24 protein-coding genes are annotated in these 21,593 nt (G+C 72.7%); 12 read left to right on the forward strand and 12 right to left on the reverse strand.

What is annotated here, in order from left to right; all coding sequences use genetic code 11:
- Nucleotides 1-7: 7 nt before the first annotated feature.
- The gene (locus BJ999_RS11575; protein WP_179833304.1) at nucleotides 8-994 is read right to left on the reverse strand and encodes an MDR family NADP-dependent oxidoreductase; all 987 of its coding nucleotides are present in this window, start codon (nucleotides 992-994) and stop codon (nucleotides 8-10) included.
- 62 nt (nucleotides 995-1,056) lie between these two features.
- On the opposite strand from BJ999_RS11575, the gene BJ999_RS11580 reads away from it, so the two are divergent.
- A complete protein-coding gene (locus BJ999_RS11580) occupies nucleotides 1,057-2,034 on the forward strand; it encodes a helix-turn-helix transcriptional regulator (protein ID WP_179833305.1) in 978 nt (325 codons plus the stop codon).
- On the opposite strand, the gene BJ999_RS11585 is transcribed toward BJ999_RS11580, so the two are convergent.
- Together BJ999_RS11585 and BJ999_RS11590 are read right to left on the reverse strand one after the other, a co-directional pair.
- The gene (locus tag BJ999_RS11585; protein ID WP_179833306.1) at nucleotides 2,031-2,231 is read right to left on the reverse strand and encodes a DUF397 domain-containing protein; all 201 of its coding nucleotides are present in this window, start codon (nucleotides 2,229-2,231) and stop codon (nucleotides 2,031-2,033) included. The genes BJ999_RS11580 and BJ999_RS11585 overlap by 4 nt on opposite strands.
- Nucleotides 2,222-3,022, reverse strand: coding sequence for a helix-turn-helix domain-containing protein (locus tag BJ999_RS11590; RefSeq protein WP_268247741.1), 801 nt, complete (start codon nucleotides 3,020-3,022; stop codon nucleotides 2,222-2,224). Before BJ999_RS11590 ends, BJ999_RS11585 begins: the two co-directional genes overlap by 10 nt.
- Before the next feature lie 137 nt (nucleotides 3,023-3,159).
- Between BJ999_RS11590 and BJ999_RS11595 the strand changes: the two genes are divergently transcribed.
- Nucleotides 3,160-3,549: an ATP-binding protein gene (locus BJ999_RS11595; protein ID WP_179833308.1), complete on the forward strand. Its 390-nt coding sequence runs from the start codon at nucleotides 3,160-3,162 to the stop codon at nucleotides 3,547-3,549.
- 558 nt (nucleotides 3,550-4,107) lie between these two features.
- On the opposite strand, the gene BJ999_RS11600 is transcribed toward BJ999_RS11595, so the two are convergent.
- Nucleotides 4,108-6,174 (reverse strand): MMPL family transporter, encoded by a 2,067-nt coding sequence (locus tag BJ999_RS11600; RefSeq protein ID WP_179833309.1) that lies wholly within the window; start codon nucleotides 6,172-6,174, stop codon nucleotides 4,108-4,110.
- Between the two features lie 115 nt (nucleotides 6,175-6,289).
- Nucleotides 6,290-6,850 carry a winged helix-turn-helix domain-containing protein gene (locus BJ999_RS11605; RefSeq protein ID WP_179833310.1) on the reverse strand — a complete coding sequence of 187 codons (561 nt, stop codon included), beginning with the start codon at nucleotides 6,848-6,850 and terminating at the stop codon, nucleotides 6,290-6,292.
- 209 nt (nucleotides 6,851-7,059) lie between these two features.
- On the opposite strand from BJ999_RS11605, the gene BJ999_RS11610 reads away from it, so the two are divergent.
- The 9 genes from BJ999_RS11610 to BJ999_RS11650 all read left to right on the forward strand — a co-directional run bounded on the left by BJ999_RS11610 (nucleotide 7,060) and on the right by BJ999_RS11650 (nucleotide 15,091).
- Nucleotides 7,060-7,506, forward strand: coding sequence for an XRE family transcriptional regulator (locus BJ999_RS11610; RefSeq protein WP_143227163.1), 447 nt, complete (start codon nucleotides 7,060-7,062; stop codon nucleotides 7,504-7,506).
- An 88-nt stretch (nucleotides 7,507-7,594) separates the two neighbouring features.
- A complete protein-coding gene (locus BJ999_RS11615; RefSeq protein ID WP_179833311.1) occupies nucleotides 7,595-7,939 on the forward strand; it encodes an NADH-quinone oxidoreductase subunit A in 345 nt (114 codons plus the stop codon).
- A gap of 26 nt (nucleotides 7,940-7,965) precedes the next feature.
- On the forward strand, nucleotides 7,966-8,826 hold the full coding sequence (locus BJ999_RS11620) for a hypothetical protein (protein ID WP_229809843.1): 861 nt from the start codon (nucleotides 7,966-7,968) through the stop codon (nucleotides 8,824-8,826).
- The gene (locus BJ999_RS11625; RefSeq protein ID WP_179833312.1) at nucleotides 8,819-9,682 is read left to right on the forward strand and encodes a complex I subunit 1 family protein; all 864 of its coding nucleotides are present in this window, start codon (nucleotides 8,819-8,821) and stop codon (nucleotides 9,680-9,682) included. Before BJ999_RS11620 ends, BJ999_RS11625 begins: the two co-directional genes overlap by 8 nt.
- Before the next feature lie 12 nt (nucleotides 9,683-9,694).
- The gene (locus BJ999_RS11630; RefSeq protein ID WP_229809844.1) at nucleotides 9,695-10,237 is read left to right on the forward strand and encodes an NADH-quinone oxidoreductase subunit J; all 543 of its coding nucleotides are present in this window, start codon (nucleotides 9,695-9,697) and stop codon (nucleotides 10,235-10,237) included.
- Entirely contained in the window at nucleotides 10,234-10,539 is a 306-nt protein-coding gene (gene nuoK, locus BJ999_RS11635; RefSeq protein WP_179833313.1) for an NADH-quinone oxidoreductase subunit NuoK, read from the forward strand. The genes BJ999_RS11630 and nuoK overlap by 4 nt, the downstream gene beginning before the upstream one ends.
- A 40-nt stretch (nucleotides 10,540-10,579) precedes the next feature.
- Nucleotides 10,580-12,217, forward strand: a complete 1,638-nt coding sequence (locus BJ999_RS11640; RefSeq protein WP_179833314.1) for an NADH-quinone oxidoreductase subunit 5 family protein — start codon at nucleotides 10,580-10,582, stop codon at nucleotides 12,215-12,217.
- Between the two features lie 4 nt (nucleotides 12,218-12,221).
- Nucleotides 12,222-13,706, forward strand: coding sequence for a complex I subunit 4 family protein (locus BJ999_RS11645; RefSeq protein WP_179833315.1), 1,485 nt, complete (start codon nucleotides 12,222-12,224; stop codon nucleotides 13,704-13,706).
- Nucleotides 13,703-15,091 carry an NADH-quinone oxidoreductase subunit N gene (locus tag BJ999_RS11650; RefSeq protein ID WP_179833316.1) on the forward strand — a complete coding sequence of 463 codons (1,389 nt, stop codon included), beginning with the start codon at nucleotides 13,703-13,705 and terminating at the stop codon, nucleotides 15,089-15,091. The genes BJ999_RS11645 and BJ999_RS11650 overlap by 4 nt, the downstream gene beginning before the upstream one ends.
- A gap of 5 nt (nucleotides 15,092-15,096) precedes the next feature.
- Here BJ999_RS11650 and BJ999_RS11655 read toward each other — a convergent pair whose 3' ends face one another.
- A complete protein-coding gene (locus tag BJ999_RS11655; protein WP_179833317.1) occupies nucleotides 15,097-16,230 on the reverse strand; it encodes an abortive infection protein in 1,134 nt (377 codons plus the stop codon).
- 123 nt (nucleotides 16,231-16,353) lie between these two features.
- On the reverse strand, nucleotides 16,354-16,752 hold the full coding sequence (locus BJ999_RS11660) for an NUDIX hydrolase (protein ID WP_373292596.1): 399 nt from the start codon (nucleotides 16,750-16,752) through the stop codon (nucleotides 16,354-16,356).
- A 158-nt stretch (nucleotides 16,753-16,910) separates the two neighbouring features.
- Between BJ999_RS11660 and BJ999_RS11665 the strand changes: the two genes are divergently transcribed.
- Nucleotides 16,911-17,897, forward strand: coding sequence for a LysR family transcriptional regulator (locus tag BJ999_RS11665; protein WP_276530286.1), 987 nt, complete (start codon nucleotides 16,911-16,913; stop codon nucleotides 17,895-17,897).
- Here BJ999_RS11665 and BJ999_RS11670 read toward each other — a convergent pair.
- The 5 genes from BJ999_RS11670 to BJ999_RS11690 all read right to left on the reverse strand — a co-directional run bounded on the left by BJ999_RS11670 (nucleotide 17,894) and on the right by BJ999_RS11690 (nucleotide 21,545).
- On the reverse strand, nucleotides 17,894-19,126 hold the full coding sequence (locus BJ999_RS11670; RefSeq protein WP_179833320.1) for an NAD(P)-binding domain-containing protein: 1,233 nt from the start codon (nucleotides 19,124-19,126) through the stop codon (nucleotides 17,894-17,896). The genes BJ999_RS11665 and BJ999_RS11670 overlap by 4 nt on opposite strands.
- Before the next feature lie 94 nt (nucleotides 19,127-19,220).
- Nucleotides 19,221-19,523: a DUF202 domain-containing protein gene (locus BJ999_RS11675; RefSeq protein WP_179833321.1), complete on the reverse strand. Its 303-nt coding sequence runs from the start codon at nucleotides 19,521-19,523 to the stop codon at nucleotides 19,221-19,223.
- A complete protein-coding gene (locus BJ999_RS11680) occupies nucleotides 19,520-19,909 on the reverse strand; it encodes a YidH family protein (protein WP_179833322.1) in 390 nt (129 codons plus the stop codon). Before BJ999_RS11680 ends, BJ999_RS11675 begins: the two co-directional genes overlap by 4 nt.
- 67 nt (nucleotides 19,910-19,976) lie before the next feature.
- Nucleotides 19,977-20,669, reverse strand: coding sequence for a MerR family transcriptional regulator (locus BJ999_RS11685; RefSeq protein ID WP_179833323.1), 693 nt, complete (start codon nucleotides 20,667-20,669; stop codon nucleotides 19,977-19,979).
- Between the two features lie 156 nt (nucleotides 20,670-20,825).
- Nucleotides 20,826-21,545, reverse strand: coding sequence for an IclR family transcriptional regulator (locus BJ999_RS11690; RefSeq protein ID WP_179833324.1), 720 nt, complete (start codon nucleotides 21,543-21,545; stop codon nucleotides 20,826-20,828).
- Nucleotides 21,546-21,593 lie beyond the last annotated feature (48 nt).

Raw genomic sequence — 21,593 nt, forward strand, 5'->3', positions numbered from 1 at the left:
AGGGTGGTCATGTCAGCCGCACGGAGACGTTGCCTCGGTGGTCGCCGCGGAGCATGGACAGGAATGCGCCGGGCACGCCGTCGATGCCGGTCTCGACCACGGTCCGCGGATACACGAAGCGACCCTGGTCCAACGACGTGCGGAAGTGGTGGTGCCAGGCGGAGATCTGCTCGGGCGTGTGGTGGCAGGAGAACGGCAGCAGTTCGACCTGCCTGGCCTGGGCCGCGGTGCGGTCGGGCTCGGGGAAGCGGTCGGGTGCACCGCCCAACTGGGTGGACAGTGATCCGCACAGGGCGAACCGTGCTCCTGGCGCGGCGACGTCGAGAGCGGCGTCGTACAGCGTCCCGCCGACGGTGTCGAAGAAGACGGTGATGCCCTCCGGAGCCAGTTCCTTGAGCGCGGCGACCGGGTCGTGGTGGTAGTCGAAGGCGGCGTCGAAGCCGAGCTCGTCGACGAGGTAGTCCGCCTTCGCCTGGCTGCCCGCACTGCCGATGACCTTCTTCGCGCCCAGGTTGCGGGAGATCTGACCGGCCAGCGAGCCGACGCCCCCGGCCGCGCCGGAGACGAACACGGTGTCGCCCTGGCCGACCTTCGCCACTTCGGCGATGCCGTAGTAGGCGGTCGGCCCCTGGCCCAGGTGGTAACTGGGGTCGGGGTAGGCCCCCGGGTCCAACCTGAAGTAGGAGGCCGCCGGGCCCGCCGAGTGCGTGCTCCAGCCGCTCATCGACTGGACCAGGTCACCCTCTTCCAGGTCCGGGCAGGCCGAGCGCAGCACGGTGCCGATCGCCATGACGCCGATCCGCCGGCCCGGCTGCCAGGCCGGGATCGGAAGGTGGCAGTCGGGGCGCATGAGTTCGAGGTAGGTGGCGGCGAGGCCCAGGTAATCGGTGCGCACCACGACCTCGCCGTCGATCTGACTCTGAGCGACGGTGAAGTGCTCAGGGCCGGGGACGCCTGCGATCTGGGCGGTCAGGTGGATCTCGCGAGTCATCATGCTGACGACGCTATCCGGCCTTCCGGCCACTTTCTGACCGGAAGTCGAGGATGATGAGGGATATGGCCAACACCAGTTCCCGCACCCTCACGCTGCTGTCGTTGCTGCAGTCCCACCGCCACTGGTCGGGCGCCGATCTGGCCGACCGTCTCGGGATCTCCGAGCGCACGCTGCGCCGGGACGTCGATCGCCTGCGTGAGCTGGGATACCCGGTGCGGGCGTCCCGGGGCACCGATGGCGGCTATCAGCTGGCGCCCGGCGCCGTCCTGCCGCCGTTGCTGCTCGACGACGAGGAAGGGGTGGCGCTGGCGGTCGGCATGGGGAACGCCGCGCAGAGCGGGATCGCGGATGTGGAAGAGGCGGCGGTGCGCGCGTTGACCAAGGTGATGCAGGTCCTCCCGCCCCGTCTGCGGGCTCGGGTGAACGCGCTGCGCGCCATGACCGTCTCCGCGACGCCCACCGGACCGGTCGTCCCGGCGGATGTCCTGACAGCGATCGCCCAGGCGTGCCGGGACCAGGAGCGGCTGTGCTTCCAGTACACGGCGCGCGGGGGTTCGCAGACCGAACGTGAGGTGGAACCGCATCGTCTCGTGGCGCTCGGGGGCCGCTGGTATCTGGCGGCCTACGACCTGGCCCGGCACGACTGGCGCAGCTTCCGCCTCGACCGGCTGACCCGGCCGCGCAGCACCGGTGCGGGCTTCCGGCAGCGGCCCCTGCCCGGCGGGGACGCCGCCGCGTTCGTGCGGGCCTCGGCCCAGGTGCCCACCGCTCACACGGTCGTCGCGTTGGTCCACGCCCCCGCCGAACAGATACGCCGGATGGTCGGCCAGTGGGGCAGGATCGAACCGGTCGGCCAGGACCGTTGCCGGCTCACGATGGTGTCCACCAGCCTGGACTGGCCCACGCAGGCGCTCGGAAATGTCGGCGCCGCATTCGACGTGATCGAGCCGCCTGAGTTCGTCGATCACCTGAGAGACTGGGGGACGCGGTTCCTCGACGCCGTCGACAGGTCAGCGGCCCCAGCCGAGGAGAAGCCCTAGCGGTTGGTGGGGGCCGCCGCTTGGACGGCGGTGCGGAGGGCCTCGCGGGTCAGGAGCAGGACGGGCCCGTCCGGGTCCTTGCTGTCCCGCACCGCGACCGCCCCCGGCAGCCCCGCCAGCCCGGCCATCTCGACGCACTCGCCGCCGTTGTTCAAGCTGCGAGACGATTTACGCCACGTCGTGTAGCTCAGGTCCATCGTTCTTCGGCCACCTTCCTGATGAGGTCACGTGACATGTGCCCTGGGAGCGTCCTGTCGCGAAGATCGACCATCACGCGTGACAACGCCGCCAGGTCCGTGGGGTCATCCGTCGTGAGCCCTCGTATAGCCGTTTCAACGTAGGCTACCTGGCTCATGTCGGCCATCGTAGCGATCACGAAGCTACTGCCATTTCCTCCGTGTTCGCCGCTGCCGAGAACTACCTGGACCGTGGTGTTGGGACGCTCACTGAGTGCCAGGAGATGCGCGAACTGCTCCCTCATCGTTTCGTGATTACCGACCTGGCGGTACAACGCCTGCTCGTCGACCAAGAAGGTGAGAGTAGGTGCCCCCTCCTTGTCGATGATCTTTTGCCGTTCGAGGCGGGCCGCTATGGCCTCCTCGTTGCCGTTCAAGATCGCGGCGGCGTACGCCGGTGACTGAGCCAAACCCGCTATCACGCATAGCTGGTAGAAGGTCAACCCGATGGCGTCCGCTTCGAGCCTGGGCCAGTCGAACCAGATCGGGACCGGGTGACCGTCCTTGTTCAGGTCCTCCCACAGGCTGATGAGAGCACCGCCGCACTCTAAACGGTCGTCCACGATCTCCACGAATGATCGTGTGGCTCGCTTCTTCCCGGACTCGATGCGGCTGACCTGCGGACCGCTCACCTGCGTGAGGTGAGCGATGGTCTCCTGTTTGACGCCTTTGGCCTCGCGCATCCGGCGCATCTGGCGGCCGAACGCGACGAGGGCGGGGGATTCTCGGGGGCGTTGTCGTCTCGGGGGCATGGCCTCTACCTCTTGGTTGGTACCTACCGCTGTCTGCCACTGCTCTGCCGCCCTCTACCGCTTCAGCAGAGCAGACAAAGTTTAGTTCCGAAAGTGGCTCAATGTGTGCCGTAGGCCACAGAGAGTGAGGAGAGGTCGTGGGTGATGCGGTGTGCGGGGAGATGGTGGTCAAGCGGGATCTTCAGGCCGTGGCGGAGGTGCGGCGGTTCGTGCGGATGGTGATGGGCGGGTGGGCGGTGGACGACTTCGTGCCGTGCCTGATCGCGAGCGAGCTGGTCACCAATGCGCTCCGGTACGCGTCGGGGGAGGGCGATGAGGTGATCTTCCGGATCGGGCGGGCCCGGGACGGGGCGGTGTGGGTCGAGGTCCAGGACTCCGACTGCGTGATGCCGCGCGTCCAGAGCGCGGACCTCAACGGGGAGTCGGGCCGGGGACTGTTCGTCGTGGAGGAGCTCACCCGGTGCTGGGGTGCTCGGCCCCTGGCGGAGGGCGCCGGCAAGGTCGTCTTCGCGATCCTCGACCTGTGACGGACATGCGAGAGGGGCGGCCCCCCCGACCGCCCCTCCGCGTCCTCGAAAGGACTCTCCGCCCAGCGGGGCCATTCCCGGTCCCCGGGGCGTTCGAACAACATGTTAGTCGAATGGACGTTGTCGAAGAACGGGAAATGAAGATTCCCGTAAGTGCGGAGGAAGGTGACCGGCTTCACCCGTCTGGCCTATTCTCGTACCACTTGCCCGTATGTGTCGGAGAGGTCCTGTCCGCGAGGATGATGGGTGAGGGGAGGTCATTGACGATCACGTCTCTCCGGACGGGGTATTTATGCGAGAATCCTCTCCTGACCTCGGGCGTTACCTGTCATCATGTGCCGATGTAAGGGTGTGGCGGGTGGGTTGTATGGGCTCACCGCCGTAAGGTGATTCGCGTGTGGCTGGACGTCGGGTTTGTCGCGATCGTCGCATCGGATAACGCGCTTCATAATGGATTCTTCGACGTGATGTGAACCGAGATCTTTGGTTAGGCTTCCCTATGGTGAAAGAAGGCGCGGGCTCTCGGGGGCGGTCGGGTACCGAGAGCCCGCGCGCAATTCACGGCAATTTCGCGCCGATGACTTCCGTCGGCCGGGTGGTCGGGGACGGGGTCTCCGGCCGGCGGGCGGGCCACCAGAAGCGGTGTCCCGCGTCCAGGGCCAGGGCGGGGACGATGACGGAGCGGACGAAGAAGGTGTCCAGCAGTACCCCGAGGGACACCAGGACGCCGATCTGCACCATCATCGTGATCGGCATGACGCCGAGGACGCCGAACGTGGCGGCCAGGACGAACCCGGCGCTGGAGATGACGCCGCCGGTGACGCCGAGGCCGCGCAGGACGCCCGCGCGGTGGCCCGCAGCGGCGACCTCCTCCCGGATCCGGGAGACGAGGAACAGGTTGTAGTCCACGCCCAGCGCCACCATGAACAGGAAGCCCATGAGGGCGACCTGGATGTCCAGGGCGGGGAAGCCGAACCCGTACCGGAACAGCAGCCAGGCGGCGCCCAGCGCGGCGAAGTAGGACGCGACGACCGTGGCGACCACCAGGAGGGGCGCGACCACCGCGCGGAGCAGCGCCATCAGGATGAGCAGGACGACCCCCAGCACGAGCGGGATCACCACCCGCCGGTCGTGGGACTGCGCGTCGGCGAGGTCGACCAGGAGCGCGGTGCTCGCCCCGAAGTCCGCCTCCGGGACCGCTGCCCGCAACGCACGGACCGTGCCCTTCGCCGCCTCGCTGTCGGGCGGGTCGGACAGGACGACGTCGAGCTTGGTCAGCCGTCCGTCCGTCGAGCGTTCCGGCGTCCCGACGCGGGCGACGCCGGGGGACGTGCGGAGAGCGGCGGCCACGGTGTCCGGTTCGTCGGTGACGACCTGGAGCGGACGCCCTTGGCCGCCCGGGTAGTGCTGCGCCAGTAGCCGTTCCCCGATCGTCGAACCGGGCGTCGTGGTGAGGAAGTGGCCGCGGTCCAGGCCGGTGTTGATGCCCAGGCAGCCTGCGGCGAGGGCGGCGAGCACCGCCAGCCCGCCCACCCAGACCACGCGGGGACGTGCGGCGATGCGGGCGCCGACGCGGTCCCACAGGCCGCGCGCGGGCGGGGCGTCGCCGTAGCGGGGGATGCGGGGCCAGAACACCCAGCGGCCGAGGATCACCAGAAGGGCGGGCAGCAGCGACATGACGACGACGAGGCCGCCGAGGACGCCGATGGCGCCGATCGGCCCGAGCGCGTAGTTGAAGCCCATGCGCGCGGCGAGCAGGCACAGCAGGCCGAGCGACACCGTCGCGGCGGACGCGGCGATCGGGGCGGCGGCGCGGCGCAGCGCGGCGGCCATCGCGTGGTGGCGGCCAGGATGGCGGCGCAGCTCCTCCCGGTAGCGGGCGAGCAGGAGGAGCGCGTAGTCGGTCGAGATGCCGAAGACCAGCGCGTTCAGGATGGTGGACGTCCCGTCCGCGACGTAGAGGCCGGCGTGCTTGCCGAGGAGGTAGACCACGGCGCCCGTCGTCTGGAGCGCGATCGCCGCGTTCACGATCGGCAGCAGCCACAGGATCGGGCTGCGGTAGGTGAGCAGCAGGGCCAGAGCGACCAGGACGACCGTGACGATCAGGACGGGTTTGTCGACCTTCTGGAACGCGTCGCCCACGTCCAGCGCGGATCCGGCCGGGCCTGTGAGCCTGACGTCGAGTCCCGGTGGCCGGTCCCGGTTCGCCTGGTCGCGGAGCTTTCCCGCGTTGCCGACGAGGCCCTCGTCCCGCAGCGGGACGGTCAGCATCAGCGCCTTGCCGTCACGGGACGGGACGGGCGCCGCGATCGGCCCGGCCGCCACCGGGGCGAGGGCGCGGCGGTCGGACTCGGCCTTCGCGCGGTCCGCGGCGGTGAGGCCCGACGGCCGGATGTAGGCGAGGATGCCCGGCGCCAAGTCGCCGTCCGCGAACCGGGCCTCCAGTTCGTCGACCTTCGTGGACTGGGCGCCGCGCGGAAGTTCGGCGGACGAGTCGGCCTGCACGACGTCGGGCAGCCGGCTCGCCAGCGGCACGGCCAGCGCCGTGACCGCGACCCAGAAGGCCAGGACCGCCCATTTCAGCAGGCGCCGTCTCGGTGAGGGTCGTTTGCGTGAGAGCAGCATGAGGTGCTCTCCTTTCGGTGGGGGTTCGCGTTGCGTGGAAACACGCCGTTCGGCGTGGTGATGCGGGCTTCCGCCCGTCCGGGCCGGCGAGCGGCAACTCGGCGGCCCGGACTTCTCAGACCTCCGGGAACGCCAGGAACCTGGCGTGGAGGGTGCGCGCGTCGGGCGGCGGATCGTCGTCCGTGCGCTTGTAGCGGTAGAGGAGCGCGATGTACTCCTCGAAGAAGGGACGCACCTGCTCCGGCGTTAGCGTGAGGGTGGAGAACGAGAAGAGCAGGGCGTCCGCCCACGGGCCCATCCCGTCGCGTTCCCGCAGGTAGCGGTCCAGCATCTCCATCTCGTTCGCGAACTCCCGGCGGGTCAGCTCCTCCACGGCCTCGCGCATCCCCGGCGACTGCTCGCTGTAGGCCGGCAGCCGCCGGTCGCCGGGCACCGCCCGCCACCAGCGCTCCCGCCCGCGCGCCAGCTCGGGGACCTCCTCCACGAACCCGTGCCTGGCGAGCTGCCGCAGGTGGTAGCTCGTCGCGCCGGTGCTCTCGCCCAGCTCGCGGGCGAGGGTCGTGGACGAGACGGGCCCGCGCCGCATGATCTCGGCGATCCGCCGCCGCAGCGGGTGCGCGAGCAGCCGCACCCGCTGCGGGTCGGTGATCGTCTCCGGGGCCGGCTGTTCCTTCATGCCCGTGACACTAGAAGTTGCAAAGGGCCTTTGCAACGTTTCTTTGCGAAGTTCACCGGACAGGACGAGCCGCCGCGACCTGAGAGGGAGCCGCCGTGTGGCTCGCGGGTAGCGGCGCGCCACGACGGGCCGCGTCCGGGCGCATGTCCTTGGCTGACGGGTGAGGCTGTGGTCAACTTAAATCACCGGCGATGGGGGAGGGGAGCCGCATGCAGCGTCGTGTGGACGAGGTGCCACCGGGAGCGTCGCTCGCCGAGAAGGTCGAGTGGCTGATCCAGAACCTCTGGCCGGCGGACGCGGAGCCGCCGCGCAACAACGTGGAGACGGCCGCGGCCATCGCGCACGCCACCGGTGAGGACATCTCGTCCACCACCGTGTGGAAGCTGCGCACCGGGCGGCAGGAGAACCCGCAGCTGAAGACCCTGACGGCGCTCGCCACGTTCTTCGGCGTGCCGATCGGCTACTTCGGCTTCGCCGGGGAGTCCGAGCCCATCGGCGAGGACCTCACGCTGAAGGCCCTGCGCCGGGACGTCGAGCAGGGCATCATCCGGCCCGAGGTGCTGCGCGCCCTGGTCGACCTGTCCCCGGAGGCGCGCTGGGTCGTGGACGAGATGATCCTCGCCGCCGCCGAGGCCGACCGCGTGCGCCACGGCTGACGCCGCGCGGGCGGTGCCGGGCGATGTTTCATCGGGGACCTGATCAGGTAGAGGGCGACTAGCACCTCACCCGTACCCCGGAGGGGCAATGCCGTCGTTCGCAGCCGTCCTCTCGGTTCTCGGGCTGGTGGCCGCCCTGGTCGCCGGGGTCTACGCGGTCTCGTTCGCGGCGGCGCCCCGCGGGTTCGAGAGCGGGCCGTTCCTGTCGGGGGCGCGCCCGGCCGAGCACGCGGTGTCGCGGTACCACGTGCGCTGGTACACGGCGTCGATGGTCTTCCTGGCCTTCGACATGGAGATGGTCTTCATGTTCCCGTGGGCGCTCGTCGTCGCGTCGATCGGCGTCAAGGCGGTCGTGGAGATGTTCGCCTTCCTGGCGTTGCTGCTGGTCGGCGTCCTCTACGCGTGGCGGGAGGGGGCGTTCCGGTGGGCCTGAGACGGTCCGTGGGGCTGGGAGGGTCCGTGGGGCTGGGACGGTTCGCCGCACGGCGCCCGTTCGTCGTCTCGGCGGCGGACGGGACGCGCGACCGGCTCGCGATCGAGCGCGCGCTGCGCGGACGCCGGTGGCGTCCCGCCGTGTCGCCCACGGAGACCGGGATGCTCGTGGTGTGCGGGAACCCCGGACCCGCGCTGGCCGAGGCCATCGGCGTGGTCTGGCGGGACATGCCGGAGCCGCGCGTGCGCGTCTCGGCCTCCGACCTGGAGGGCGTCGCCGGAGGCCCGCGACCCGCCCTCGACCTGGACGCGGACATGGCCGACCGGGCTGAGGACCGGGACGGGCTGAAGCTGGACGTCCTGCACGTGCCCCTCGGGCCTGTGCTGTCGTACTGGCCGGCAGGGTTGCGAGCAGATCTGACGTTGCAGGGCGACGTCGTTCAGGAAGCCGAGGTCACCGCCGTCGACACCGGCGGCGGGACGTTCTGGACGGAGGGGCGCCAGGCCGCGTCCCGTCTCGACAGCCTGTCCCGGCTGCTGCACGTGGCGGGATGGGAGGCGGCCGGGGAGAGCGCCGCCGTGCTGCGCGACGACGCCCTCGACGGGACCGCCGATGACGCGCTGGCGCGGCGGTTCGCACCGTTCGCCCGGAAGGTCGGGCGGTCGCGCACCCTGGCATGGATGACGCGGGGCTTCGTGAAGGACCGGCTGGACGGCCTGCTCCGCGACATCGGCGCGGCCCTGGAAGGACGGCTCGTCCGGCCGCGCGAGACCTGGGACGAGGCGGCCGTCGTCCTGCCGGTGCTCCTCAGCGGAGCGGAACTGGCCCAGGCCCGGTTGATCGTGGCGAGCCTGGACCCCGATCTCGGGGCGGTCGGCGATGGTTGAGGTGCTGGTCCTCGGCGTCCTCGCTGTCGCGGCGGCGTCGTTCGGCGGCGCGCTCGCCGGACGTCCGGCCGAGCCGTTCCGCGAGGCCGCCCGGTTGCTGACGGTGCAGCGGCGCGTCACGGCGAGGGCGGACGTGCTGCTCACCAGGATCGGGGTCGTGTCGCTGCCCGCGGCGGCGGCGCTGGCGGCGCTGGTGGTGCCGTTCGGCGACCGCGTCGCGGCCGGGACGCGGATCGGCGTCGTCTGGTTCAACGCGATGGAGGTCGTCGCGTGGGGGTCGGTGTGGCTGGCGGGCTGGGGCGTCAACTCGGTGTTCGGGCTGGTCGGCGGGTACCGGTTCCTCGCGCAGGGGCTCGCCTACGAGCTGCCGCACATGTTCGCGCTCATCACCGCCGCGCTCGCCGCGCACTCGCTCGACCTGCGCGCCATCGGGCAGGCGCAGGACGGGCTGTGGTTCGCGGTATGGATGCCGGCCGCGTTCGCCGTCTACCTGGTCTCGGCGGCGGCGATGGCGTTCTGGGGGCCGTTCGACCATCCCGTGGGCGAAGACGTGGCCGGCGGCGTCCTGGCCGAACTGTCCGGTCCCGACCGGCTCGTCTTCCTGGCCGGACGCTACGGGCTGCTGGCGGTGGCCTCGGCCGTCGCCGTCCCGCTGTTCCTGGGGGGCGGCGCGGGTCCGCTGCTACCGGCGTGGCTGTGGTCGCTGGTGAAGACGTGCGCCGTCCTGGCGCTGCTGGTCTGGACGCGGCGGCGCCTGCCGGTGCTGCGCATGGACCGTGCGATGACCGCGGCGTGGACGGTCCTGATCCCGGCCTCGGTGCTCCAGATGCTCGTCGTCGCGATCGTCGCCGTGTGAGGGGGACGCCGTGTGAGGGGTGAGAACGTGGAGGCCGTCGCGTTCTGGGTGCTGGCCGTCGCCGCCGTCGGGGCGGCCGTCGCCGTGTTCGTCGTGGACTCGATGGCGCGGGCGACGTTCGCGCTGCTGGCGTCGTTCCTGTGCGTCGGCGGCGAGCTGCTCCTGATCGGCCTGCACTACCTCGGCGTCCTGGTCGTCCTCATGATGATCATGGAGATGCTGGTGATGGCCGTCTTCATGGTCATGTACATGATGAACCCGGCCGGGCTGATGCCGATGACGATGCTGCACAACAGGCGCGGCGCGTTCGCCATCTCCGGTGCCGCCTTCGCCGCCCTGGCCGCCGGGGTGTTCACCGTCCCGTGGCCGGAGCGCGCCGGACGCCCGCCGCGCGACCCCACGGTCGCGCTCGGTGAGGCGATCATGGGACCGAAGATGCTGGTCATGATGGTGATCGGCGTCGCCATCCTGGCCACCATGATCGCGACGGTGGTGCTGGCCGCGCACCGGGGCCGCTACGACCTGGAGGGCGACGACAGGGGCGGGGCGCGATGACGCTGGAGGCGTTCCTGCTGCTCGCCGCCGCGCTGTTCTGCGTGGGCCTGTTCGGGGCGCTGTCGCAGCAGTCGATCGTGATGCTGATGATGGGCCTCGAACTCATGATCAACGGGATCGTGGTCGCCGGGGCCGCGTTCTGGTTCTGGGTGTCGCCCGGCAGGGCGGACGGGCAGGTGCTGGTCCTCGTCGCGATCACGGTGATGGCGCTGGAGATGGCGATGGGGTTCGCCGTCGTCACCGCCCTGTTCCGGGCCCGCGACGTGGACATGACCGACGACGCGGGGGACCTCAGGGGATGAGCGCAGCGAGCGGGGCCCTCCGCCTGCGGGGAGCGTGCGGATGACGTTCCTTCCCGGGTGGCCGGGCGGGCTCGCGGTGGACGGGCTGTCCGCGGTCCTGCTCGTGACGCTCGGCGCCGTCCTGGCGGCGGTCCTCGTCTTCGCTGCGGGAGAGGGGTACGGCGCTCGCTTCTTCGGCCTGACGCTGCTGTTCGCGGCGGCGATGGCCGTCACGGTGACGGCGACCGACCTGGTCCTGTTGCTGATGGGCTGGGAGGTCATGGGCGCGATGTCGTACGCGCTCATCGGCCACGACTGGTGGGACGCGCGCCGGGTCGGGTCGGCGGGCGTCGCGTTCCTGACGACCCGGGCCGCCGACATGGGCCTCTACGCGGCGGCGGGCTTCGCGGTCGCCGGGGCCCACTCCCTCCGGCTGGACGACCTCGCCGCGGCGGGCGCACCCTGGCGGGACCTGATCGCGGCCGGTGTCGTGGTGTCGGCGCTGGGGAAGTCGGCGCAGCTCCCGTTCTCGTTCTGGCTGTCGCGCGCCATGGACGGCCCGAGCCCGGTGTCGGCGCTCCTGCACTCGGCCACGATGGTCGCCGCAGGCGCGTACCTGCTGCTGCGCGTTCATCCGCTGCTGGCCGCGACCGGCTGGGCCGCCACGCTCGTGACCTGGGCCGGGGCCGTGACCGCGCTGGTCCTCGGCGCCGTCGCGCTCGCGCAGCGCGACCTCAAGCAGCTTCTCGCCGCGTCCACCTGCGCGCAGATCGGGTTCATGGTGCTCGGAGCCGGTGCCGGTGCGCTGGGAGGCGGGACGGCACAGCTCGTCGCACACGCCGCGGTGAAGAGCCTCCTGTTCCTCTGCGCGGGCGTGTGGCTGGGCGAACTCGGGACGAAGCGGTTGGACGCGTTGCAGGGCGCGGCGCGGCGCCATCGGACGGTCGGCGCGGCGTTCGGCGTGGGCGCGCTCGCGCTGGCCGGCGTCCCTCCCCTGTCGTTGTGGGTCACCAAGGACGAGGTCCTCGCGGGCGCCGTCGGCTCTCCGGCCCTCCTCGCGGTGGGCCTCGCGGCGTCCGTCCTGTCGGCCGCCTATGCCGCGAAGGCGCTGCTCGCCGCGTTCCGTCCGGGGGGCGGAGGCGGCGCGTTCCGCGTGCCGCTCGCGCAGCGGGCGCCGCTGGTTCCGCTGGCCTGCGCGGCGGCCGCGCTCGGGGCGCTCGGCCTTCCCCCGGTCGCGGACGCCTGGCGGCGGCTGCTCGGCGTGCCCGACGAGAGCGGGCCCGGACCGTGGATGGTCGCGCTCTCCGGTGTCCTCGCCGTGGTCACGGTGGGCGCGGTCATGGCCGTCCGGCGGATCCCGGAACCCGCGTGGGCGCTGCGCTGGCTCTGGTCGGAGGACGTGGCGTCGGCCATGGTGGTCCGTCCGGCGTTCGCCATGGCTCGGGCGCTCGCCCGGTTCGACGACCGGGTGGTCGACGGCGCGGTCCGGGGTGTCGCACGCGGCGGCCAGGCGATCGCCGGGCTGGCCGGGCGCCGCGTCGAGTTCCGGCTGGACGGCCTCGTCGCCGCGGTCGGGCGCGCGGCGCGCGGGCTGGGCGCCCTGGCACGGCGCCCGCAGACCGGGCAGGTCCACCTGTACTACGCCCAGGCCGCGGTGGTGCTCGCGGTGCTCGTCGTCGTCGCCGTCCTGGCCGGGTGAGGCGATGCTGAATCTGGTGATCTTCCTGCCGCTGGCGGTGGCGCTCGCTCTGCCCGCCGTCCCGCGCCGCGCGGTCCCCTGGACGTGGATCGGTGTCACCGTCCTGGACCTCGCGCTCGTCATCGGGATGTGGGCCGCGCACGGCACCGGCGGCGGGACCGCGTACGAGACGAACGTGCGGTGGATCCCGTCCGTCCGGGCCGGCTACCACGTCGGCGTGGACGGCCTGTCGCTGCCGCTGCTGGCCCTGACCGCCGTCCTGTTCGCCGTGTGCGCGGTGTACTCGCTGCGGCAGACCCGCCGGGCGCGGGCGTTCGCGATCCTGTTCCTCTTCCTGGAGACCGTCTGCCTGGGCCTGTTCGCGGCCCTCGACCTGCTGCTGTTCTTCGTCTTCTTCGACCTGTCGATCGTCGGCATGTACTTCGTGATCCTGCTGTGGGGGCACGGTGACCGGACGCGGTCGGCGCTGATGTTCTTCCTCTACACGTTCCTCGGATCGCTCGTCCTGCTGCTCGGATTCATCGGCCTCTACCTGGGCGCCGACCCCCACACGTTCGACATGGTCGAGCTGACCCGCACTCCACCGCTGAGCGGCGGCCCGGCGGGGCTGACGCTTCTCGCCGTCGGGATCGGCCTCGGCATCAAGACCCCGGTCGTGCCCTTCCACACCTGGCTGCCGCCCGCGCACACCGACGCGCCCGCCGCCGGTTCGGCGATCCTCGCCGGGGTCATGCTGAAGATGGGCACCTACGGGCTCATCCGGATCGCGATGCCGATGCTGCCGGACGCATGGCGGCGCTACGCGCCGGTCTTCCTGATCGTCGGGCTGGTCGGCGTCCTGTACGGGGCACTGGTCGCCCTGGCGCAGGACGACGTCAAGCGGCTCGTCGCCTACACGTCGGTCAACCACATGGGCTACATCGTCCTCGCGCTCGGCGCGGCCGGGTACGCCACCGGGGACGCCGACGCGCGGCGGCTCGCCGTGACCGGCGCGGTCACGCAGATGGTCAGCCACGGCCTCGTCACCGGGGCGCTGTTCCTGCTGTGCGGTGTCCTGTACGACCGGGCCGGCAGCTACGACCTCGCGCGGTTCGGTGGCATCGCGCGCGGCGCGCCCGTGTTCGCCGCGCTGACCGCGGTGGCCGCGTTCGCCTCGCTCGGGCTGCCGGGCCTGTCCGGGTTCGTCGCCGAGTTCCAGATCTTCGCCGGGACGATCGGGAGCGGCACGGCCGCGACGGCCGTCGCCGGCGCGCCGGCCGTCCTCGGGATCCTCATCACGGCCGCGCTGTTCCTGCGCGTCCTGCACCGCGCCGTCCTCGGGCCGCCCGGCGAGCTGACCGCCCTCGTCACCGACGTGCGGCGGCCCGAACTGGCCGCGCTCGTTCCGCTGCTGGCACTGTCGCTGGTCATCGGCGTCGTACCGCGCGTGCTGCTCGACACGATCGAGCCGCTGTCGGCGGCCGTCGTCGCGCTGGTGGGCCGCCGATGAACGAGAACCCCGCCGACCTCGCCCCCGAACTGTGCGCGCTGGCCGCCGCCGTGGCCGGGCTGGTGGCGGGGATGTTCCTGCCCCGCACGCGGCAGTGGCCGGTCGCGGTGGTCTGCTCGGCCGGGCTCGTCGCGGGCCTGGCCTTCGCGGGGGTCGCGGCGTCCGGCCCCGACCTCATGGCGTTCGACGCCTTCTCCGTCGACCCGATCACCCACGTCACCCGGATCACCGTGCTCGGCTCGACGCTCGCCGTCGTCCTCCTGGCGGCCGGGCCGGTCCGCGACCATCCGAGGGAGAGCGAGCACCATGTCCTGATCCTGCTGTCCGCGCTCGGGACGATCATGCTCGGCGCCTCGTCCGACCTGCTCGTCCTCGTCGCCGCGTACCTGCTGGCGAGCATCCCCGCGTACGCGCTCGCCGGGTTCGGCAAGGACGCGCCCGGGACCGAGGCCGCGCTGAAGTACTACCTGATGGGCGCGCTGCTGGGCGTGCTCATGCTCGGCGGGGTGACGCTGCTGTCCGGCGTGGGGCGCGGCACCGCCTACGCCGTGCTGCGGACCGGGCTCGCGGACGCGCCCCCGGCGGCGGTCGCGGCGGGCGTCGTCGCGCTCCTCGCCGGGCTGCTGTTCAAGGCGGGCGCCGTCCCGGGCCACTACTGGGTGCCGGACGTGGCCGAGGGCGCCCCGCCCGCCGTCGCCGCGTACGTCACCACCGTCCCCAAGATCGGTGCGTTCGCCGCCCTCTACCGGTTCTGCGCCGAGACCTCCCCGGACGGCCGGCACGCCCTCCTCGCCGTGATCGCGGCGGCGACGATGACGCTCGGCAACCTCGCCGCGTTCGGGCAGGACAACGTCCGGCGGCTGCTGGCGTACTCGACCGTGAGCCAGGCGGGCTACCTGCTCGTCCCGGTCGCGATGGCGGGGCGCACCGGCCTGGCCCAGCCCGCGCTGCTGTACTTCGTCGCCGCCTACGCGGTGACGAACCTGGGCGCCTTCGCGGTCGTGGTCGCCGCCGGCCGCGACGACCTCGCCGGATACGCCGGGCTGCTGCGCGCCTCCCCGTCCCTCGGCCTGTCCCTGATCGTCTGCCTGCTCGGTTTCGTCGGGACGCCGCCGACCGCCGTGTTCGTCGGGAAGGTCCTGATGTTCGGCGCCGCCCTCGACGGCGACTCCGCATGGCTCGCGGTGGTCGCCGCCGTGAACACGGTCGCCAGCGTCTTCTACTACCTGCGCTGGGTCGTCCCGCTGTTCCGGCGGCCGTCCGCCCCGCCGCGCCCGGCACCCGGCGCCACCGCGGTCACCACAGTGGTAGCCACTGCGGTCGCCGCTGCCGCCGCCTTGCTGTCGCTGGTCCTCGGCATCGCCGGCGGCGCCGCCCTCGCGTGACCGCCCTAGGGGGCGTAGCGGCGGGCGAGGGTGCGGAACGCGAGCTTCGGCTCGAAGTGGCCGGTCCTCTCGTAGCCCAGCCCCGTCTCGGGCGGGAGCACCTTGACCAGGGAGAACCCGGCCATGTCGAGGTCTCTCGCGGGGTCGGGGGAGTAGGCGCCGTCGGTTTCGATGAAGTCGTAGACGAAGGCGCCGTACACGCCCTCGGCCTCGTAGACGTCCAGCAGGTCGGAGATATAGCGGGCCTGCGTCCCCTCGTCGCGGACGTAGCCCGGGGGGATGACGGGCGGGTCCTGCGACCAGTCGACGATGTCGAACCCGTCGCCGCCGCGCCGGTCCGCGCCCCGGTAGGTGCAGCATCCGAACTCGGTGATGACGACCGGCTTGCCGAACCGGTGCAGGGCCCGGACGTCCTGGACGTAGGTCGCCTCGTTCGTCTCGTCCCGGTACAGGTCGACGCCCACGACGTCGAAGCCGCGCCAGGCGACCTCCTCCCAGACGCCGGAGGTGTAGGTGAGGCGACCGCCGAACAGCGGCCGGACGGTCCTGAGCGCCCGCGCGAGGAACGCGTTCAGCCGCTCGTTGTAGCCCTCGCCCGCCGGAGTCCCGAGGTTGGCCGCCCGCTCCCGCCAGTCCTCGCCGGGCACCAGCCCGTCCATGAAGATCGTCAGCTCGCAGCCCACGGAGATGCCGACACCGGGATGGGTGCGGCGCAGCCCCTCGGCCGCCCTGGCGACGGCGGTGAGGAACGCCAGCGTCGTCCGCGCGTCCCGGTCGAACCGGCGGGCCTCGAACCACACGAACATGCCCTCCCGCGCCGCGCAGCGGGCCGCGAGCATGAGGCGCCCCAGATCGGAGCCGAGAAGGATGATCGCGTTGCAGTGCAGGTCGCGGCGGATCGCCCGGATCTCGCGCCGCACGTACGCGGGCTTCCACACCTCGCGCTCGGTGTCGTAGTTGACGCCGTGCTGCGGCAGCGGCCGTCCTCGGGCCGGCGCGGCCTGCGCGGTGCCGGTCATCGCGTCGTAGGCGATCACAGCCGCCCCGGACACGGCGGCCGCCGCCGTGCCTGCGAGCACGGTCCTGCGGCTTATCCGCGCCGTGGGTTTCGCCTGTGCCGCGTTCTTGCTCTGTGACAAGGTCCGCTCCTCGCTGGTCGAGCCGCCCGCCACCGAGCCTTCCGGGCACGGCCGTGCCCGGGCAGCGGCCACCGGACCACCCCGCGGCGACCAAAGTCGCCGGGCGCGGGGTCCGAAGGTCGATCAGGCGAGCAGGCCGTGCCGCTCGGCGAGGTCGAGGGCGGCCTGCGCGGCCGGCGCGAGCAGGTGCCGTTCGCCGCGCCCGACGTAGACGTACTCGTCCACCTCGCCGGCCGCCGCCATCGCGCCCCGGTAGGCGGCGGTGAAGCAGGCCATGCGGACGTGGGCGAAGTCGGGCTGGTCGTGGGCCGGGGCCCGGATCACTCCCAGTTCCCGGAAGGACGTCCGGTCCAGCTCCAGATCCAGCTCCTCGCGGACCTCCCGGGACAGGGCCGACCAGTCGTCCTCGCCCGGCTCCCGTTTCCCGCCGGGCAGGTACAGCAGGTCGCGGCCCCGCGACCGGACGGCGAGCATCCGGCCGCCCGACACCTGGATCCACGCGACGACGTCAAGATCTTCCACGGAGGTCATTCTCCTCCAGGACGCCTGACGGCGCGGCGTCGCGCCCTCCCGGACGCCGCGAGGCGCGATCTCGTTGCTGAGCACGAGCATGTCCGCCGCCGCGATCGAGGGGGCGCGATCGAGGGGGGCGTGGTCACGGTGGCCGTATGCTCCGGGGCGTGCGTGCCGAATCCCTCGACCCCGTCCTGCTGCGGACCTTCGTCGCCGTCGCCGACCTGGGCTCCTTCACCGCCGCGGCGGCCGCGGAGGGCTACACGCAGTCGGCCGTCTCGCGGCAGGTCGCGGCGCTGGAGGACGTCTGCGGGGTGGAGTTGTTCGCGCGCGGAGCCCGGGGCGTGCGGCCGACGCCCGCCGGGGAGTACCTGCTCCCGCACGCGCGCGCCCTCCTCGACCGGCTCGCCGACACGGCCCGCGCCCTCGACGGGCTGCGCCGGCTCGACACCGGGACCCTGCGGCTCGGCGCGTTCCCCACCGCCAACGCCGCGCTCGTCCCGCGCGCGCTCGCCCGGTTCCGGGCCCGGCACCCGGGCGTCCAGGTGCTGCTGCGCGAGGGCACCACCGAGCGCCTGCTGCCGATGCTGGAGGCGGGCGATCTCGACATCGCGCTGGTCAGCACGCACAAGGTCCCCTCGATCGTCGCCGACGGCCTGGTGACCCTGCTGGACGACGCGCTGCTCGTCGCGCTGCCGTCCGGCCACCGGCTCGCCGCGCGCGAGCGCCTCCCGCTCGCGGAGCTGGCGGACGAGCCGTGGATCGTCGCCGACGACCCGGAGGCGATCGCGGCGCTGCGCGCCCGGTGCGAGGCGGCCGGGTTCGTGCCGCGGACGCCGCTGCGGGTCGCCGAGTGGATCTCCAAGCTGGGGCTGGTCGCCGAGGGGTTCGGCGTCACGCTCGTCCCGGCGCTGGCGGCCTCCGCCCTGGCGCGGGACGGTGTCGTGCTGCGCGCCGTGACGTCCGGCCGCCCCCGCCGCGCCGTCTACGCGGCGGTGGGACGGCACGCGCGCAGGTCCCCGCCCGTCACCGCGTTCCTGACGGACCTGCGGGACGTCGCCGCGGAGATGGGGCCAGGGAGCGGCGCCGCGGAGCTGCGGCCAGGGGACGGCGCCGCGCAGACCCGCTCCGAGGGCGGGGGGGCCCGGCCCTAGGGGACGGCCGCGACGATCTCCACTTCCAGCAGGGCGTCGGGGTGGAAGAGCCGGGGCACCTCGACGGTCGTGCTGGTCGGCGGCGGGCCGGTGAAGTACCGCCTCCGGACGGCGCCGTACTCCCGCAGCCGGTCCAGGTCGGTGATGAACGTCCGGATGTTGACCACGTCGCCGAACCCGGCCCCGTGCGCGGCGAGGATCCGCTCCAGCAGCGAGAGGATCACCTCCGACTGGCGGGTCATGTCGCCGGGCTTGTCCACCTTGCCGTCCGCGCCGAGGGCGATCTGCCCCGACACGTACAGCATCGGGCCCTGCGTCACGTACGCGGTGTGGGAGTAGGCCGGGTTCGGCGGAGCCGGAACGGTCTCGGGGTTGCCCAGGGTCACGCGCATGGATGGGGTCCTCCTGATGTGGTCGGTGAGGGCGACGAGGTCGTGGCCGCCGAGCCCGGCGGCGAGCGCGGCGTCCGTCCGGGCCCGGACGGTGGACAGGACGCCCGCGGGCGGGGCGCCGTCCAGGGCGAGGCCGAGGTCCTTGGCCGCCAGCGCGAGCGTGAAGCGCGGCGCGTCGCCGTCGGTGTGCTCCTGGAGGCGGCGGGCCTGAGGGCTGGTGCGCGTCAGCGCGTCGAGGGCGAGGGCGGGGTCGACGCCCAGCCGGTCGGCCAGGGCCAGCGTCTCGCCGAGGACGGCGAAGTTCCCGACGAGCGCGCTGTTCACCACCAGCTTGAGCGCGGCGCCCGAGCCGGGCGGGCCGACATGCCGGACGTTTCCGAGGACGGCGAGGGCATCGGCGCAGCGCGCGAGGTCGTCCGGCTCGGCGCCCGCGAGGATCGCCAGTTCGCCCGCCTCCGCCTGCGGGAGGCTGCCGGAGACCGGCGCGTCGACGTGTCCGATCCCCTCGGGCAGCCGGCTCCGGACGCGGTGGACGGCCTCCGGGCCGATCGTCGACATGTCGGCGATCACGGCGCCGGGCGGCAGGGCCGGGGCGGCGCCGTCCGGGCCGAACAGCACCTCCTCGACGGCGGCCGCGTCGGTGAGCATCGTGACGACCAGCTCGCGGTCCTGGACCGCCTCGGCGGGCGTGCCGCAGGCAGTGGCGCCCGCCTCAGCGAGCGACGCGGCCCGGGCGGGCGTGCGGTTCCAGACGGTCAGGTCGTGCCCGGCGGCGGCGAGGCGCCGGGCCATCAGGACGCCCATGCGTCCCAGTCCGAGAAAAGCGATTCGTGTCATGGTCCGACCGACGTTAGGGGTCGAGCACTCATGTCACCAGCGAAGACTTCGCACGCCGGCCATGCGTACCACGCATGGCTCGACCCGGGCCGCCTCAGAAGGCGAGGGCGGCGGCGACTCCTGCGAGCAGCATCGCCAGTCCGGTCGTGATCAGGATCGAGACCGGGTCGGCCGCGCCCGCTCCGGACGGCAGGGTGCGCCGGGCGTGGAAGCTCCTGCGGGTGCGGCGCAGCATCAGCGCGGCCCCGCCGCACACGACCGCCGCCGCGAGGACCGTGCCCGGGGCCGAGGGGGCGAGCCGCACGCACAGCAGCCCCGCGCCGATCAGGGCCAGGGTGGTGCGCGACCAAGCCAGCGCCGTCCGCTCCGGCTGCGCGCCCGGGTCCCGGAGACTCACCGGGTGACCAGCAGCGCGACCAGCAGGATGATCGCGGCGCCCGCCAGGCCGTAGGCGATGACCGGGGCCAGCGCGGGCGGCGGCAGCGTCTCGGCGTGGCGCAGGGCGCGCTCGGTCCGCAGCCACCGGCGGAACGCCAGCGCCGCGACCAGGGCGCCGCCCGCGGCGAAGCCGACCGCGAGCACCTGCCGCAGCGGCGACTCGATCAGGTCGCCGGCCAGGGCGAGGCCGATGCCGCCCGCGATCAGCGCCAGCGCCGTGCGGATCCAGGCCAGGAACGTGCGCTCGTTGGCCATGGTGAAGCGTGGATCGGGGTCGTTGCCCTCGGCGAGCAGGCGGTCGGTCCACCTGCCGCCGGAGGGGCCCGGAGGCGTCGTCGCGGTCATCGCCTTTCATATTAGGCGAAGAAAGTGAAAGCCCTAATTCGGGGGCGTGAATGGCAATTCCGACCGTCTATCCCGGAAATGCCTGGTGGGGCGGGTCTGGCCGCTGGGCGGTCAGGCCGGCGGGGTGGGGTCGGGCACGGCCGAAACGACGCGCCGAGGCGTCCTCCTGGGCCAGCCGGTGCAGGGACGTGAGGACCTGCTCGTAGAGGATGGTCGAGACCAGCAGCGAATGGACGGTCCGGGCCCGCGGGGCGCCCTCGACGACCCGTCCGATCTCGTGCTCGGCGACCTCGGCGGCGGCCTTCACGTAGGGGCGCAGGTCCTTGAGGGTGATCGGGAAGCCGAGCCGGCGCAGCGCCACGAACGCGTGGGCCAGCAGGTCGCGGGCGGGGGCGCGGTCGCCGGCCTGCCAGCCGAGCTCGCGGACGAGGGCGTCGACGTCCTCGCGGGCGGCCCGCCAGTGCGGATCGTGCGGTGCGGCGTCGTGCGGGCCGACGGCGTGCTGGGTGGTGGCGAACAGCTCGTGCATGCCGACCCGGTCGTCCTCGACGGCCCCGATGATCTCCTGGATCGCGGCGAGCGGCATGTCGCCCACCTCGCGCAGCGCGCTGATCAGCCGGAGCCGCTCCAGATGCCGCCCGTCGTACTCCGAGCGCGTGGCGCTCACCGTCGAGCCCTTCGGCAGCAGGCCCTCCCGGATGTAGAACTTGATCGTCTGGACCGTCAGCCCGCTGCGGTCGCTGAGCTCGGAGATCTGCACGTTGCACCCCCTTTACCTGAAGGCAACGGTAGCGAGGTCGCAGGCGCGGAGACCGGCACAATCCCAGGTCCGCCCGGCTTGTGGTGATTCGCACCACGGCCGGATCAGGCCGCGTGCTCGGGACGGGTGCTCGGGACGGGTGCTCGGAACGGGTGCTCAGGACGCGGTGCGGCGCATGCCTTCGGAGATCTTCTCGGCGGCGGCGGCGACGGGTGCGGCGTGCAGGCGCCCGGGGGAGCGGGTGAGGCGTTCGAGGGGACCGGACACCGAGACGGCGGCGATCACCCGTCCGGCGGCGCCGCGGATGGGGGCCGAGACGGAACCGACGCCCTGCTCGCGCTCGCCGATGCTCTGCGCCCAGCCCCGGCGCCGCACGGACGCCAGCGTCGTGGCCTCGAACTTGGCGCCGCGCAGCCCGCGGTGCAGGCGGTCGGGCTCCTCCCAGGCGAGCAGGATCTGCGCGGCCGACCCCGCCGACATCGGCAGCGCCGCGCCGACCGGGATGGTGTCGCGCAGGCCGCTCGTGCGCTCGGCGGCGGCCACGCAGACCCGCACGTCCCCCTGGCGGCGGAACAGCGACGCGCTCTCGCCGGTATGGTCGCGCAGCTGGGCCAGGACGGGCTGCGCGATCGCGAGCAGGCGGTCCTCGCCGGCCGCGACCGCGAGCTCGGCCAGCCGCGGACCGAGGATGAAACGCCCCTGGGTGTCGCGGTGCACGAGGCGGTGGTGCTCCAGCGCGACGGCCAGCCGGTGGGCGGTGGGGCGGGCCAGCCCCGTCGTCTGGACGAGCTGGGCGAGCGAGGCCGGACCGGCCTCCAGTGCGTTCAGCACGAGCACCGCTTTGTCAAGTACGCCGACTCCGCTAGAGTTGTCCATGCCTTGATATTGCCGTCTCGTAATTTGAGATGCAAATCGAGGTGGCCG

The sequence above is a fragment of the Actinomadura citrea genome, assembly GCF_013409045.1.
GTDB classification, from domain to species: domain Bacteria; phylum Actinomycetota; class Actinomycetes; order Streptosporangiales; family Streptosporangiaceae; genus Spirillospora; species Spirillospora citrea.